Here is a 15,852-nt window from a genome sequence, read left to right as displayed (position 1 = left end):
TTGTGCTACATTATCGTTTCGTAATCGGATCCACAATAAACGAATGGATTAATGCGCTCAGGATAGCGAAAATAATCGCTGCCACAATAGCGAGTCCGAACCCGTCAATGTTAAAGGCACTGCCCATTAATGCCTGCGTTAGCATTAGGACGATGGCGTTAATAACGAACAGGAACAACCCCAGTGACAGGATTGTGATCGGCAGCGTGAGTACGACTAAAATCGGTTTTACAATGAGGTTTACAATAGCCAGTATGAAGCTGGCAATCAGTGCAGCCATGAATCCATCCACTTCGAATCCCGAGAAGAAACGGGCGATGATCAGAAGGACGACGGCATTTACGACAATCTGTATGAGCCAGCCCATCAGCGGTTCACATCCGATTCACTCGGAATCACAAATACGCCGATAATATAAGCGAGAAGCGTGGCCACATTACCAAAAATCAACGCGATAATGGCAAGAAGCCGGATCAGCGTAGCATCTACATTAAAGTACGCAGCGATTCCGCCGCACACACCGGAAATTTTACGGTCATGTTCTGTTCGGTATAAACGTTTCATAAAATACACACCCTTTCATTCGTTACTGAATTTACTGCTTTCATTAGTAGTGGAAAAAGAACTTTTGTGCTCCAGCCGTAAATTGTGCTGAATTCATGAAACATTTTCAACTATTAATGTGACCTATCGCTCTTTTTTTACCCGTTATTAAATGCCTTTAAACGAACCGGGCGGCCGTCAGTTTTTGACCGTGATCGAACCGGTAGTGGCTTCAGCTTCCACATACATGGATGTTTCCGCTTCTTTGTTAGCTAAAAAAGACATACGTTTATTTGCCCAGTCCTTCTTTTCATCAATGATCGTAAGCATCGGCAACTCACAATTGATGCCACCCACCGTCGTTTTCAGTTCACCTTCAACTTTCATCTCTTCCGGCACACGTACCACAACGCTGCCCGTTGTTGTTTTGAAGTACGCCCGAGTTCCTTCGTTTTCTATGAGAGTGTAATTGATCGTCCCGTTAAGGGTCTCCACGTCTACTTCTCCCTTGGCTACGTTCAGATCAATCGTCCCGTTCACTGTTTTTGCGTCACAGTGACCGGCTGAAAGCTTTTCAACACTGATCGTACCGTTTACTGTCTCAAGGCGCACGTCCTTCCCGGTCACCTGTTCAAAACCGATCCGTCCATTTACCGTTTGCGCTTCGAATGATATTGTGTCAATAGTTTCACCGCTTATTTTTCCGTTAAACGCGTAAAGCTTTATGCGCTCAAGGGCGGCCGCGGGTAAGTAAATAACTGTATTCACCTTCATCGACTTGGATGGTGATTTCAGGCGCAGCTTTTTCTCCTTTACGTCAAAAATGACTTCGTCGAGGAAAAAGCGACGCGCTTCGTCTGCATCTCTTACTTTATACACCTTCACACTGCATTCAATCCGTATATCGGACTCTTCCCACGGACGGAACGTGACACTTCCGTTTTCCACGCTGACATCCACGTCTGCAATCACTGCCCCTGTGTGCTGGTACGTATGCTGAATTTCAACGGAAGAACCAAAATTAAAGTCTAAGTCAAACTCTTTGATTTTGTGGACTGCATCTTCAATAAAGTCTGTGAAACGGCTCGCAAAAGAAGGCTGCCTGCTGCTCGCACGATTGCGGTACTCTTCACCCTTCTCCCAGTTCACCTCAGTCGAAATTTCATGATTACTCTGCGGCCCCGCACCAGACCCGTCATCACTTGGATCAGTCTTGTCGTCTTTCAGGGCATTTAACAGCTGCAGTCCTTCCTCAGCTGTAATCTTTCCGTCTTCAATCATCTTCAAAATCATTTTACGTTCTTCCTGCATTTAAAACCCCTCCAGCCTTTTCGTCGTTATCTCCATCATAATATGTATTTACGAAACCAAAAAGAAAAAGTTTCACACAGAGGTTGATCCAAAAGATCTGTTTTTGCCTTTTGAATCAATCTCGATGCAATGAGTGGAGCCGCTGCCCTATTTAAAGAGACCGTCAGGAGTGGGTTTTCTCCTGCCGGGCGAGCAACGTGCGCAGCCATTGCCAATCTACTCTGCACTTGTAAACGCAGAGTCTGTTCCTTTAGCCGGTAAGTTAAGGAGAAGCATTATTAAAAGATGGTGATACCAGATACAGCCGTAATGTCCTTCCCTTTCCGCGGAGGTGCCGGCGAGCCTCCTCACTTCGTTTGCGGGGTCTCCACTGGCCCATCGACTCTCATCCACAAGAAGGTTAATAAAAGAGAAATTATTCATGGAGAAACGGAGTTTAGAAGCCGAGGCGACTGAATACGGGGTCTGACCCCCGAACAATTGTGTAAATTCCTGTTTTGTGCAGGAGTTACAGGATTATCCGCTCCGCCTTCCCCAATGGAGAAGGCTCTGCCAACACAAAAACCACCTGCTCCAGGAGAACAAGACTTCCCGCTCCCCGGACAGATGGTTATTATTTTGCCTATGAAGTTGCAACTGATTCTTTTTCCTTCATTCTTTTCTCCATGCGGGCACGGTCACGCTCCAGAATCGGCTTCAGGTATTCCCCAGTGTACGAACCCTTCACCTTGGCTACATCTTCAGGTGTACCGGCCGCCACAAGCTTACCGCCCTTGTCCCCGCCTTCCGGACCAAGATCCACAATGTGATCGACTGTCTTAACCACATCGAGATTGTGCTCAATCACCAGCACCGTATCGCCATTCTCAACAAGACGCTGAAGCACTTTGAGCAGCCTGTCGATATCTTGGACGTGAAGACCTGTTGTCGGCTCATCCAGAATATAAAGAGTACGGCCGTTCGAGCGACGGTGGAGCTGGGATGCCAGCTTCACCCGCTGTGCCTCCCCTCCGGAAAGGGTCGTAGCAGGCTGACCGAGAGTCATGTAGCTTAGACCGACGTCATACAGCGTCTGAATCTTCCGCTTGATCTTCGGAATATTTTCAAAGAAAGCCAGAGCATCCTCCACCGTCATCCCGAGAACATCGGAAATGGTCTTCCCTTTGTACTTCACTTCAAGGGTTTCCCGGTTGTAACGCTTCCCGTCACACTGCTCACATGGAACATACACGTCAGGCAGAAAATGCATTTCAATTTTAATGATTCCGTCCCCGCGGCACGCTTCACAACGGCCGCCTTTCACGTTAAAGCTGAACCGGCCTTTCTTATAGCCCCGGACTTTGGCTTCGTTCGTCATGGCATACACATCACGGATATCATCAAACACACTCGTGTACGTCGCCGCATTTGAACGAGGCGTTCGGCCGATAGGACTCTGGTCAATCTCCACCACTTTATCCAGATGATCAATTCCGCTGATGGACTTATGGGCGCCTGGCTTGTCTTTCGCCACCGTCAGCTTCTGGGCAAGAGATTTGTACAGAATATCATTAATCATCGTACTTTTACCCGAGCCGCTCACACCGGTCACCGCTACAAATACCCCGAGAGGAATGTCGATTGACGTATTTTTAAGGTTGTTTTCCTTTGCCCCTTTAATACTGATCGTCCGCCCGTCCGACTTCCGGCGCTCAACAGGGAGAGGTATAAACTTTTTGCCTGAAAGGTATTCCCCGGTCAAAGACTCAGGGTCATCCATAATTTCTGCCGGAGTACCAGCTGCCGTAATTTCCCCGCCATGGGCACCGGCACCGGGACCGATGTCAATAATATGGTCCGCTGCAAGCATCGTGTCTTCATCATGCTCCACGACAATCAGCGTATTCCCAAGGTCACGCATCCGCTCAAGTGTGCGTATCAATCTCGTATTGTCACGCTGATGAAGTCCGATCGAAGGCTCATCAAGAATGTACAGAACCCCCATCAGGGAGGAACCGATCTGCGTGGCAAGGCGGATCCGCTGCGCCTCACCTCCGGACAGCGTTCCTGCCGCCCTGGACAGAGTCAGGTACTCGAGTCCCACGTTGATTAAAAAGCCGAGACGCTCTTCAATTTCACGCAAAATCAGCCTTGCGATCGTCATATCTTTTTCCGACAGCTCAAGCGTTTCAAAAAAGGCTTTGGCATCCTTAACGGAATACCCGGTCACTTCTCCGATATGCTTTTCTCCCACAAGAACACTCAGGCTCTCCTTGCGAAGACGGTAGCCTTTACACGTCGGACAAGGCTTCTGGGTCATATACCCTTCCATCTGCTCCCGGATATAATCAGAGCCCGTTTCGTGATAACGTCGGGAAATATTATGGATAACACCTTCAAAGTAAATCTCTTTTTCACGAACACGACCAAATTCATTTTCATACCGGAAATAAATCTTCTCCTTGCCACTTCCATAAAGCACTTTATCCATCTGGTGCTTCGGCAGATTCTCAACCGGTGCATCCATATCGATTCCGTAATGCTCACAGACACTTTGCAGAAGGGACGGATAATACTGCGAACTCGTCGGCTCCCAAGGGGAAATCGCATGCTCCCGAAGAGACCTGCTCCAGTCAGGCACAACAAGCTCCACATCCACCTCAAGCTTATTCCCCAGGCCGTCACAGGACGTACACGCACCGAAAGGACTGTTAAAAGAGAACATCCGCGGTTCCAGTTCACCAATCGAGAAGCCACAGTGAGGACAGGCATGCTTCTGGGTAAATAACAGCTCTTCCTCCCCAATCACGTCAGCAATAACCCGACCATCGGCAAGGTTCAGGGCTGTCTCGAGGGAGTCCGCCAATCTTGATTCGACGCCCTCTTTGATTACAATCCGGTCGATCACGACTTCAATCGAATGCTTCTTGTTTTTATCCAAGTCAAACTCTTCCGCAGCTTCCCGCATTTCACCATCGACCCTCACACGCACATACCCCTGTTTTTTAATATCCTCCAGTACTTTCGCATGAGTCCCTTTGCGTCCGGACACAATTGGCGCAAGGATCTGCATTTTCGTACGTTCAGGGTAGGCGAGCATCCGGTCGGCCATCTGCTGTACCGTCTGGGAACTGATCTCTATTCCATGATTCGGACAGACCGGCTTCCCGACACGGGCAAACAAAAGCCTCAGGTAGTCATAAATCTCCGTTACGGTTCCTACCGTAGAGCGTGGATTCCGGCTTGTGGTCTTCTGATCGATGGAAATAGCAGGGGACAGTCCTTCGATGGCATCCACATCAGGCTTATCCATCTGCCCGAGAAACTGGCGCGCATAGGCAGACAGAGACTCTACATACCGTCGCTGCCCTTCTGCGTATATCGTATCAAAGGCAAGTGACGATTTCCCCGAACCTGACAGTCCCGTAAAAACAACGAGCTTGTTTCTGGGGATCGTTGCATCTATATTTTTCAAATTGTGAGAGCGTGCGCCCTTCACTTCAATATTATCTAATGCCATAAGGTTTCTCACCCTTCCGCTTTCAGTTCAATAATCACATCACGAAGCTCTGCCGCCCGCTCGAAATCGAGGGCTTTCGCAGCCTCTTTCATTTCCGCTTCCATTCTCTCAATCACTTTCTCCCGTTCCTTCTTGCTCATTTTCTGCTTAGGAGGAATCGCATCGGTACCTTTTTCACCGTAGTCTTCTCCCTCTTCTGCAGCATAAGTAGCCTGGATCAGCTCAGGAATGGCTTTTTGAATCGTCTGAGGTGTAATGCCGTGCTTTTCATTGAATTCTTTCTGCACAGTACGGCGGCGCTTCGTTTCTTCTAACGCAATTTTCATCGATTTCGTCATTTTATCAGCGTACATAATTACGTGCCCGTTGGAATTCCGGGCTGCCCGTCCCATCGTCTGAATGAGAGAGCGCTCCGCACGAAGGAATCCTTCTTTATCCGCATCAAGAATGGCAACGAGAGACACTTCAGGCATATCCAGTCCTTCCCGGAGAAGGTTGATTCCAACGAGGACATCAAATTCGCCACGGCGTAAATCACGGATAATCTGAATCCGCTCCAGCGTTTTAATATCGGAGTGGAGGTATTTTACCCGGATTCCCAGTTCCTTAAAGTAGTTTGTGAGATCTTCACTCATCTTTTTCGTAAGTGTCGTCACGAGGACCCGTTCATTCCGCTCTTTTCGAATATGAATTTCTTCCATAATATCGTCAATCTGCCCTTCAATCGGACGGACATCCACAGTAGGATCCAGCAAACCTGTCGGACGGATTATCTGCTCAACCATCTCAGGACAATGATCCAGTTCATACTGCCCCGGGGTCGCAGAAACGAAGATGGCCTGACTAATGTGTTTTTCAAACTCGTCAAATTTTAACGGACGGTTATCTTTTGCCGACGGCAGACGGAACCCATGGTCAACGAGGACACCTTTCCGGGCCTGGTCACCGTTGTACATTCCTCTCACCTGAGGCAGGGTGACGTGGGACTCGTCCACAACGAGAAGAAAGTCGTCAGGGAAGAAATCAATGAGGGTATAAGGTGTAGCTCCCGGTTCCCGGAACGTCAGATGACGGGAATAGTTTTCGATTCCTGAGCAGAAGCCCATCTCCTGCATCATCTCTATATCATAGCGGGTACGCTGTTCAAGGCGCTGTGCCTCAAGAAGCTTCCCTCTTTCGTTCAAATCTGCGAGCACGGTTTCAAGCTCTTTTTCAATGTTTACGATGGCTTTCTTTAATTTCTCTTCCCGGGTTACGAAGTGGGACGCCGGAAAAATAGCCACGTGGTTTCGTTCCCCCAGCACTTCCCCGGTAAGGGCATCCACTTCCGTAATCCGGTCAATTTCATCACCGAACATCTCAATTCTGAGACAGTGCTCGTCACGGGAAGCAGGAAAGATCTCCACTACATCACCGCGGACACGGAATGTTCCACGGGTAAAATTAATATCATTTCGTTCATATTGTATATCCACCAGTTCACGAAGAAGGCTGTTTCGTTCCATTTCCATCCCGGTACGGAGAGAAACAACAAGATCACGGTACTCCGTTGGTGAACCAAGACCATAGATGCAAGATACACTGGCTACAATTATCACGTCATTTCGTTCAAACAATGAACTCGTTGCCGAGTGACGGAGTTTATCAATCTCATCGTTAATGCTTGCATCTTTTTCGATAAACGTATCCGACTGGGGAATATAGGCTTCCGGCTGATAGTAGTCATAATAGCTCACAAAATATTCAACAGCGTTGTTTGGGAATAATTCCTTAAACTCACTGTACAGCTGCCCTGCAAGGGTCTTATTGTGGGCAATAACAAGGGTCGGTTTATTGATCTCCTTGATCACATTGGATACGGTAAATGTTTTCCCCGTCCCGGTTGCACCAAGCAGTGTCTGTAACTTCTTATTCTCCTTCACTCCTTTGACCAGTGCTTCTATTGCCTTTGGCTGGTCACCCTGGGGATCATATTTTGATACAAGTTCAAACGTTTGCTGGTTTTCATTCATGAATACAGCCTCCTTCGCCCAAGCGGCTTGTCCTTCGTGCAGTGTATTTAAGGCATAACCTGTTATTAAGACATGCTACGCCCGTTCATTTATATCCGTTTATTCTTCCATTACCCATTCTTAACATATGTACATCATTATATCACAGAAACCGCTCAAAATTACCCAAAACAAGAACACACGTTCCTTCATTTCTATCATATCAAATTTGTCAACCCCCCTCACGCCAATTGTGCGGGGTCTGTCCCCATAGCCATCAAGAAGCAGAACTTGGCCGTTTCTTTCGTTTTCTTTCCTAAACTTACTTCCCTCTGTTAATTTAGACATGACAAAGAAGCTTCCGAGATTTTTTGAACTTATATAAATTCCGCTACAGGCGGACGCTTTCCGCGGGCATCGCTTCAGCCTCCTCAGGAAAGAGCGCCCTGCGGGGTCTTCGGTTGGGTTTTTCCTGCTTCTTCCTCTACTAGCGTATGCTTCGAAGTATCTGCGTCGAAGCAACTCGATGATTAATCGTGATGTAAACGCTCGTCGCTGGAGTCGCCGCCTTTCGCTCCACAGGTAAAAAGGTAATACCTCCAGGTTCCTCTTTCTTACAATGAAATTGTTCTCTTTGGCAATTCCGTTAAGAGAATGCTTAGGAAAGGTGCAACGGAGGGCTTTTGTGGTTTCTTCGAGTTTCGTTATCCCCATAAAAATCTTCATGTGCAAAAGCACTAAAATAAGAATGTAGAAGAGGGTGTAGCCGGAATGTTCGAGACTCCTGCGGGAGCAACGAGCGGTACACCTCGAATAAGCTGCGAGTTGCTTCGACGCACATCTCTGCGTAGCGTTTCTGGTAGAGGAAGAAGCAGGCATAAACCTCTCGGAGGCTCAACGGCGCCCCCGCGGAAAGCGAAGGGCATTCCGGCTACATCCTGACTTCTTCTGCTTTAAATTCTTAAATTATTTAACTTGACGGCTATGGGGTCTGTCCCCCGAACTTTTTTGGCTGGAGCCAAAAAAGGCGGGGGACCTTTGGGGGTCCTCCGCCTTTCGATTATTTTAAGAACTTTTTTTGTTTTCTTCGGTTGCTGCTGCTTCGCTTTCGTAACTGGCATCCACAGCGTCCTCACGCTGGATCTTCTCCCGGTCTTTCTGAAGAATAAAAGTATAGCGAAGTCCTTCGGTTGACAGGTTACCGATATCATCGTCCGGTACAAACAAAAGCCCGAGCTGATAGTGATCTCCCTCATAAACGGAAGATTGGGTAAAACGGATCTGCCCTTCTTCATCAAGCACCTGCAATTTACAAAAAGCTGCTTTCGCCTGTAGCGCCTCATACAGTTCAATCTGACTTGAAACGGCTATGCCGTTTGCTTTCATCACTTTTTCTCCGACCTTAATCCCCATCTTGTCTCCTATCGAATGAGGAATTACGCCGAGTACAACAAGTCCTTCCGTCATGTTACGGAACATGCTTGCCGTTTTTTGTTCTTTAAGATTATGCTGAATAAAGATCAGCTCCCGGCCCAGGAGAATGAGCAAAGGTACTGCGAGAAGAAGGGGACTGTAAAACGCTGCTGCAACTGCTACAGCTGCAGTTAAGAGTGCCAGTCCGAGCATCCTCGCCCCAAGGCGGCGGAATCCTTCATAAGGATAACCGGACTGTACAACAGCCTTGAAGCCGAGGATCACAGGCACAAACATGAGGCCGGCGGTCTCAGGCGTCACACCTGATACTGATTCCGCTAAAGGCCACATACCTAATCCTCCGACAGCCAGTCCGCCTGCAGGAATCAGCAGCAGTCCCGGCACCAGCCATAACCGGTTGACTTCGTGCGCCCCGACCACTTTGCCACGCTTACTCTTCTTAAGCTTTGGTGAGGACCGTTTTTTTCCATTTGTCATAATAAGAAAGGCTTCTGCAAAAAGGATTGCAGCCAAAAACCAAACAAAACTTACCGTGCTCATCTCTGAAATAGAAGTGAGCTGTCTGTCGATCCAGCCATAGCCCGTCCCTGAAGTAGGAAGGAACATCGTCACAAGCAGTGCCAGACTCCCTGCGAAGGAAAAACTGAGCCAGCGGCTGTTTCGCAATGGCAGCAGCACTGCCCAGATAAGTGTAATCAATAACATCATGGCAAAAGGAACCGTAACACCAAGCCCCGTTAAAATAATGGTGAGAACTGCACCGGCAGCAAGCGCTGCCCCTGCAGGAAAAAGTAAATCAGATACAACATCATATACCCTGGTGTGAAAATCCTTTCGTTCCCGCCTCACTCTACGCATACCAAACCATATACAAACAAAAAGGAACAGGTACACAGCAGGGTGAAGGAAGAAACGCCCTATCGCTTGAAGCAACTCCCAAAACACCGCTTCCATCGTCCGCCTCCTTAAAAATCAATCTATCTCATTGATTCACATTTCTAAAACACTCTTCTTTCATTTTAATTGAAAATATAGAAAAGCACACCCTTTTTTCAAAAGGATGATCTTCTCTTTCTCAGGTCCTCCTAAACCATTCGATAAGAAAGGGTATTATCTTCCTTAAGTTTTGTTGTGATGCTCTGCACGCTTTCCTCTCAAACAAAAAGACCCGCCCCGAAAAGGAGCGAGTCATCATTCATTACTCATTTTCAATTAACAGCTCAATCGCACGTTTGAACTGAAGATCGTTCTCACGGTCACGGACCGCTTCAACAACACGGTCTTGAAGTGCCCAGGCTGTATCTTCATCAATTACACCTGTCACATCCAGTCCTTCGTCGTCCTGGAAGGCACGAACCGCTTCCTCTGTTTCACTGCTGAAGTAACCGTCCGTACGGCCAGGATCATAATCGAGTCCTTCAAGCATCAGCTGAGCGTTTTCCACCTGTTCACTGTTCATGTCATATTCCAGTGGGTCTTCCGCCTGTACCGGAGAAACATAGAAGAAATCAGGCTGACGTACTTCCTCTGTCGGTTCCACACCAACCTCATTAATGTCGTTGCCGTCAGAAGTAAGCCATCTGAACAACGTAAGTTTCAATTCACTGCCATCACCAAGCTGAAGTGTCTGCTGAACGGTTCCTTTTCCGAACGTTGTTTCACCCACAACGTGATGACCGCCTGCTTCTTTAAGGGCCGCAGCCAGAATCTCAGATGCTGAAGCACTTCCTTCATTTATCAATGTGGCAATTGGATACTCTTTTTCCTCTTCCAGGTTGGAAACATGACGAATGCGTTCACCGTCACGGTTTTCAATCTGCACAATCGGCTCACCGCCGGGTACAAGGAGGTTACCGATATCTTCTACACTCTGAAGGAATCCACCCGGGTTTCCACGGACATCAATAACCAATCCGTCAATCCCTTCTTTTTCAAGAGCGTGTAACTGTTCTTCAAAGTCTGTTGCAGTACTTTCGGAGAAAGAACGGATTTCTATCAAACCAATTTTCGCCCCGTCCTCTTCAATCAGCTCATTTGTGACCGTTTCAATCGGAATCGTATCACGGACCACATCGATATTCAGCTCCTCACTCACTCCGGGGCGTTCAACGGTAAGTGTAACTGTCGTACCTTTTTCCCCTCTGATCTGAAGCACTGCTTCATAAAGGGAAAGGCCTTCGATACTGTCACCGTCAATGCCGACGATCTGGTCGTTCGGTCTCAGACCTGCTTTTTCTGCGGGCGAATCCCTGAAAGGTGCTACAATGGTTACTTTCCCATTCGTCATGCTTACTTCAGCTCCGATTCCTTCAAAAGAGGAATCGAGTGAATCCATAAATTCACGGGCAGTCTCCTGATCCATATAAACGGAATAAGGATCATCAAGCACTTCAAGCATCCCGTTGATGGCACCTTCAAGAAGTTCTTCTTCATCAAATGCTTCCACATAGCGGTCCATTATGATGGAATAAGCTTTATGGAATTTCTCGGCTTTATCTTCTGAAATTTCGCTGCCTGACGTTTCAACCGCTTCTTCAGCAGCATTTTCTTCCCCGTCGTCCTGGTCAATCGCTAACTCTGTATCTGCGTCTCCACTGTCGTTCAGCACCGGCTCAGCTGATGTACCATCCGTCACCTGCATTACGACAAACATCGCGACTGCTCCTAAAATAACGGATAGAGAGACGATTAACGGCAGAAATTTCTTATCGATGTTCATTCACTCACCTCATCACGGAAACCATATTCCACTATGGAGCAGATCCCCCGTTTATTCTTGATAGTTTCTCTCTTTTTTTCTAAAAAATGCTGTACTTGTTATCCTCTATCTTAACAAATCTTTGCAACAGATTAAATTGTTCTACTCAACTTACCAGGGAAAACTCTTTTTAGTATACGAAAATTTTACTACATCTTATTCGCTTTATTTCTCCCTGGAAATGCCTTTCAGTTTCAAGTATACAATATTTGTTCCCTTAACAGGATAATAGCGCCGGAGTGCCCGTCTGAACAGGGGGGCCGTGATCACATAGCAGCCCATAACCAAGGGAAATGAAGACAGAAACGCCTCTACTGCGACCGCTGCCCTTCCTCTTTCCGCCAGACCGCCCAGCATGAAACCATTTACAGAGATATAGGTAACGCCATACATGAGCCATGAGAACATCACGTTCGGAAAGTGCAGTACGATCAAAGTTTTTTCCCTGTGAAAGTACACTCTCTCAATGAGAATCTGAAGATACAAGGTCGTCAGCATCGTAATACCACAGACAACTGCCGGAAAAAAGATCCCCACGCCTGTTCCCTCCTTTATAGCTGAACTTATAACTGCTGTCCTTCTCATTGCCCCGGTTAAAGTAAACAAAAACCACATCTCCGCTAGTTTGTCCTGGCGAAGATGTGGTTATTTAAGTGTGATTCGGAATGAATCCAACGAAGCTGACAGATTGGGCTGCCGAAATTAATTGTTTCTTTAGAAGACCGTTGCTTTTAATAGATGCACTGATGCTTTCTGCAACCCTCTCGTTTTACACGGTGGTGCAGCTGTTACTTTTATGATCAACAGTTCATATGAAATACAGCTATTTAAAAGTTAACGTATTTTCTGGGGTCTACCGAGTTTGATTTTGCACCGTTCCATCCGCCTTCGTGAACTTCAAAGTGAAGGTGAGGGCCCTGTGAGGCTCCGGTGTTACCCATAATTCCAAGGTTCTGGCCTCTGCTGACACGCTGTCCCTGGGACACACTGATAGAATCCATATGAGCATAGAGCGTTGTTATGGTTTTTCCGTTCACGTTATGTGTAATCATAACTGTGTTTCCATAACCATTCATGTATTCGGCTCTGATTACCGTACCTGATTCTGCTGCTACGATCGGAACATTGGATCTTCCACCCTGACCGATATCAATACCGTGGTGAACACGTCCCCATCGAGGACCATACTCACTTGTCACTCGTCCTGTAGCGGGCAATCCAAGTGTGCCGCCGCTGTCGCTCGGCGCACTGGCACTTGCAGAACGATCCGGTGAACTTGACGATCCAGAACTTGATGAGCTGCCGGTATTGCTTGATCCGGAATTACTTGATTCGGAATTACTTGATCCGGAATTAGAGCTTTGAGCTGCAGCTGCGGCTTCCTCTTCTTCCTTCTTTTTACGCTCTTCCTCTTCTTTCTGTCTCTGGCGCTCTTCTTCTTCTTTACGCTTGCGCTCTTCCTCAAGACGACGTTGTTCTTCTTCCCACTCTTCCAATTCTTCCTTCGCAGCCGCTTCCTGTGCTGCCAGGATAGACTGTTCTTCTTCAAGGGAAACAATCGCATCTTTCAATGAAGCACCTTTTTCTTCAAGTGAGTCTACAAGACGATCTTTCTCAGCCGTTTGAGCTTCAAGATCAGCACGGAGATCTTCCAGTTCGTTCATTTGAGTTTCAAGGTTTTCAAGCTGTGTTTCAAGTTCAACTTTAGCATTTTCCAAAGCCTCTTTATCAGCGATATGCTGTTCAAGAATGTTACGGTCCTGACGGGAAATGGTGCTCAGTGCATTTACACGCTCGATCAAATCTCCAAAGCTCTGTGCACCAAGAAGGACTTCAAGATAGTTTACCGTCCCGCCATTTTTGTACATTGAATTCACACGGTCTTTCAGAAGCTCATCACGTTCCTTGATACGCTCCTGAAGAATTTCAATTTCCTCACGCAAGTCTTCTATGTTTTCATTCGTTTCATCGATCTCATCCTGCTTCACACGAATGTCTTCGTTCGTTTTCTGTGTTTTTTCATCCAGTTCTCGAATCTCGTCCTGAAGCCCGACGATTTCTTCCTCTACTTCTGCAAGCTCCTGCTCTGTCTGTTCAGCTTCTTCCAGCTTTTTTTCCTGATCACGCTGACTCTGTTCAATTTGCTCTTTCAGTTCATCACCTGTATTTGCTTCAGCTGTCGACCACATATTCGATCCGAAAAAAGTCGATGCTGCAAGAAGACACGCCAATGATACTAGTCCCAACCTGCGATTCATTGAATAAAATCCCCCTCAACCCGAGCTATCCCGATTTATTTCCACGGAAATAGACAATTTTTATTTTTATCTGGTTATTCTCGTAAACTGTTAAACCTTCAGGAATTTACGTACGCTCATCACGCTTCCCCAAATACCGATAAAGGCCCCGATCCCGGCAAGTATAGCTGCCATCTGCCATATAAGAGGATTAGCCGGCATCATTGGAAGAAATGCGAGTTCCGGTGTAGCCTGGACCAGTTCCACGAGACGCATGTAGCCATAAGCCAGTGCGCTTACAGGAATGATGGATCCAAGAACACCGAGCAGTAATCCTTCTATAAAGAAAGGCCAGCGGATAAATCCGTTCGTGGCTCCTACAAGTTTCATAATCTGAATTTCTCGTTTTCTGGCAATGATCGTAATTTTAATCGTGTTTGCAATCAGAAACATCGCCGTGAACATCATACCGACAACAAGAACAATCCCTGCATAGCGAAGGATGTTCGTTACAGAGAAAAGCTGCTCGACAATATCTGCACCGTATTCAACATCGTCTACATAGCTCAATGACTGGATTTCCTCAGCAAGTACCTGTGTCTGCTGGGGGTCCTGAGCCTGTACAACAAAAACATCGTTTAACGGGTTTTCTTCTCTTAAAGACTCAAGGTAGGTTCCTTGATCTCCGAAACTGGTAATCAAGTTTTCCAACCCGTCCTCTTTCGGAACAAAATCTACCGTTTCAACAATATCCATATCCTGTATTTCACTTTCGAGAGCTGACTGACTCTCTTCGTCAGCTGCGATATCGATGAAGACGCGAACTTCCACATCGTCTTCAAGTGAATCGGCAAATGTATTCATGTTTAAAATAAGAAGAAGGAAAGCACCTACCACAAACAGCATAATCGTAACGGCACTTACGGACGCAAAAGTCATCCAGCCGTTTCTGACTAAGTTCTTTCCGCCTTCTTTTATGTGGCGTCCCAGAGTTCTACCTTTCATAACCGTAGTCCCCCTTTGCCTCGTCACGGGCAACCCGGCCGCCTTCTATGGCAATAACACGTTTACGCATCGTGTTTACAATCTCTTTGTTGTGGGTAGCCATAACTATAGTAGTACCCCGATTGTTGATTTCTTCGAGGATTTTCATGATTTCCCAGGATGTCTCCGGATCAAGATTTCCCGTAGGCTCGTCTGCAATCAGAACGGAAGGATTATTTACAATCGCTCTGGCAATGGCCACACGCTGCTGTTCACCGCCGGATAATTCCTGGGGCAAAAAGCGCGCCTTGTTTTTTAACCGGACAATCTCAAGGACCTGCATGACCCGTTTACGGATGTTTGCTTTGCTCTCTTCAATCACTTCCAGAGCGAATGCCACATTCTCATAAACCGATAGGGTAGGAAGGAGCTTGAAGTCCTGGAATACGACACCGATTCTTCTTCTTAAGTAGGGAATATGACGTTCTTTCACTTTGGAAAGCTCTTCGTCTCCGATTTGAATCGATCCCCGTGTCGGTTTTTCTTCTCTGTACATGAGCTTAATAAATGTTGACTTGCCGGCCCCACTCGGCCCGACTACATAAACAAATTCACTTTTGTCAATATGTATGTCAATCCCGTTAATGGCCATAACGCCGTTTGGGTATGTCTTCCATACCTCTTTCATCGTAATCAAAAATATCACTTCCCGCTTTAAATAGTTCTCTGAGGTGATCGCCTGCTCAAGGCGTATGTATGATTATGTCGAATTATTTGCATTTAGTTTTCAAATCATTGCTGCATCTAAATGAATCTGCTTCTACCATTCAACATTATATCATCTAAACTAAGTAATTTGAGTGCATTTACGTTACAGTTTCATTTCAAATCTTGTCACATTACGTCAATTTAGCGCTTATTTTATAGAAAATACCTATTGCAACCCCCTTCATTTCTGCATAACGATTCCGAGTATACGAAATATCGGAAAAATAAGAAAGGCGATATGGCACATTCTTAAAAACCGTTCAATGTAACCAGGACATAGGAATGGTCTTAGAAGTAAATATTGGTTTTACATACATCTTAATGACA

Annotated in this window: 12 protein-coding genes; all 12 read right to left on the bottom strand. The window is 46.6% G+C overall.

Annotated features, from left to right (window positions below):
• Window positions 1-10 precede the first annotated feature (10 nt).
• Window positions 11-367 (bottom strand): phage holin family protein, encoded by a 357-nt coding sequence (locus tag JSY36_RS14240; protein ID WP_122899000.1) that lies wholly within the window; start codon window positions 365-367, stop codon window positions 11-13.
• Window positions 367-564 (bottom strand): PspC domain-containing protein, encoded by a 198-nt coding sequence (locus JSY36_RS14235; RefSeq protein WP_122899003.1) that lies wholly within the window; start codon window positions 562-564, stop codon window positions 367-369. Before JSY36_RS14235 ends, JSY36_RS14240 begins: the two co-directional genes overlap by 1 nt.
• A 177-nt stretch (window positions 565-741) precedes the next feature.
• Window positions 742-1,854, bottom strand: a complete 1,113-nt coding sequence (locus JSY36_RS14230; RefSeq protein WP_205166883.1) for a DUF4097 family beta strand repeat-containing protein — start codon at window positions 1,852-1,854, stop codon at window positions 742-744.
• 622 nt (window positions 1,855-2,476) lie between these two features.
• Window positions 2,477-5,353, bottom strand: a complete 2,877-nt coding sequence (gene uvrA, locus JSY36_RS14225) for an excinuclease ABC subunit UvrA (RefSeq protein ID WP_205166882.1) — start codon at window positions 5,351-5,353, stop codon at window positions 2,477-2,479.
• An 8-nt stretch (window positions 5,354-5,361) separates the two neighbouring features.
• Complete coding sequence (uvrB, locus tag JSY36_RS14220; protein WP_205166881.1) at window positions 5,362-7,365, bottom strand: excinuclease ABC subunit UvrB; 2,004 nt, start codon at window positions 7,363-7,365, stop codon at window positions 5,362-5,364.
• Window positions 7,366-7,485: 120 nt separating this feature from the next.
• Window positions 7,486-8,058 (bottom strand): hypothetical protein, encoded by a 573-nt coding sequence (locus tag JSY36_RS14215; protein WP_205166880.1) that lies wholly within the window; start codon window positions 8,056-8,058, stop codon window positions 7,486-7,488.
• Window positions 8,059-8,409: 351 nt separating this feature from the next.
• Window positions 8,410-9,732: a PDZ domain-containing protein gene (locus JSY36_RS14210; protein ID WP_205166879.1), complete on the bottom strand. Its 1,323-nt coding sequence runs from the start codon at window positions 9,730-9,732 to the stop codon at window positions 8,410-8,412.
• Window positions 9,733-9,976: 244 nt separating this feature from the next.
• The gene (locus tag JSY36_RS14205) at window positions 9,977-11,497 is read right to left on the bottom strand and encodes a S41 family peptidase (protein WP_205166878.1); all 1,521 of its coding nucleotides are present in this window, start codon (window positions 11,495-11,497) and stop codon (window positions 9,977-9,979) included.
• A 204-nt stretch (window positions 11,498-11,701) separates the two neighbouring features.
• Window positions 11,702-12,073 carry a hypothetical protein gene (locus JSY36_RS14200; RefSeq protein ID WP_205166877.1) on the bottom strand — a complete coding sequence of 124 codons (372 nt, stop codon included), beginning with the start codon at window positions 12,071-12,073 and terminating at the stop codon, window positions 11,702-11,704.
• 290 nt (window positions 12,074-12,363) lie between these two features.
• On the bottom strand, window positions 12,364-13,794 hold the full coding sequence (locus tag JSY36_RS14195; RefSeq protein WP_205166876.1) for a murein hydrolase activator EnvC family protein: 1,431 nt from the start codon (window positions 13,792-13,794) through the stop codon (window positions 12,364-12,366).
• Window positions 13,795-13,884: 90 nt separating this feature from the next.
• Window positions 13,885-14,778: a permease-like cell division protein FtsX gene (ftsX, locus tag JSY36_RS14190; RefSeq protein WP_205166875.1), complete on the bottom strand. Its 894-nt coding sequence runs from the start codon at window positions 14,776-14,778 to the stop codon at window positions 13,885-13,887.
• Window positions 14,768-15,454: a cell division ATP-binding protein FtsE gene (gene ftsE, locus JSY36_RS14185; RefSeq protein WP_122899028.1), complete on the bottom strand. Its 687-nt coding sequence runs from the start codon at window positions 15,452-15,454 to the stop codon at window positions 14,768-14,770. The genes ftsX and ftsE overlap by 11 nt, the downstream gene beginning before the upstream one ends.
• Window positions 15,455-15,852 lie beyond the last annotated feature (398 nt).

The organism is Alteribacter salitolerans, from assembly GCF_016901055.1.
In the GTDB taxonomy this organism is placed as follows: domain Bacteria; phylum Bacillota; class Bacilli; order Bacillales; family Salisediminibacteriaceae; genus Alteribacter; species Alteribacter keqinensis.
The sequence above is the reverse complement of the archived record's forward strand: the minus strand, read 5'-3'. Positions and strand labels throughout refer to the sequence as shown.

Excerpts from the sequence above, each read along its gene's own strand:
- JSY36_RS14235 (WP_122899003.1), bottom strand. The coding sequence starts at position 564 with ATGAAACGTTTATACCGAACAGAACATGACCGTAAAATTTCCGGTGTG.
- JSY36_RS14215 (WP_205166880.1), bottom strand. The coding sequence starts at position 8,058 with ATGGGGATAACGAAACTCGAAGAAACCACAAAAGCCCTCCGTTGCACC.
- ftsX (WP_205166875.1), bottom strand. The coding sequence starts at position 14,778 with ATGAAAGGTAGAACTCTGGGACGCCACATAAAAGAAGGCGGAAAGAAC.
- JSY36_RS14240 (WP_122899000.1), bottom strand. The coding sequence starts at position 367 with ATGGGCTGGCTCATACAGATTGTCGTAAATGCCGTCGTCCTTCTGATC.
- uvrB (WP_205166881.1), bottom strand. The coding sequence starts at position 7,365 with ATGAATGAAAACCAGCAAACGTTTGAACTTGTATCAAAATATGATCCC.
- JSY36_RS14230 (WP_205166883.1), bottom strand. The coding sequence starts at position 1,854 with ATGCAGGAAGAACGTAAAATGATTTTGAAGATGATTGAAGACGGAAAG.
- JSY36_RS14210 (WP_205166879.1), bottom strand. The coding sequence starts at position 9,732 with ATGGAAGCGGTGTTTTGGGAGTTGCTTCAAGCGATAGGGCGTTTCTTC.
- JSY36_RS14205 (WP_205166878.1), bottom strand. The coding sequence starts at position 11,497 with ATGAACATCGATAAGAAATTTCTGCCGTTAATCGTCTCTCTATCCGTT.
- JSY36_RS14195 (WP_205166876.1), bottom strand. The coding sequence starts at position 13,794 with ATGAATCGCAGGTTGGGACTAGTATCATTGGCGTGTCTTCTTGCAGCA.
- uvrA (WP_205166882.1), bottom strand. The coding sequence starts at position 5,353 with ATGGCATTAGATAATATTGAAGTGAAGGGCGCACGCTCTCACAATTTG.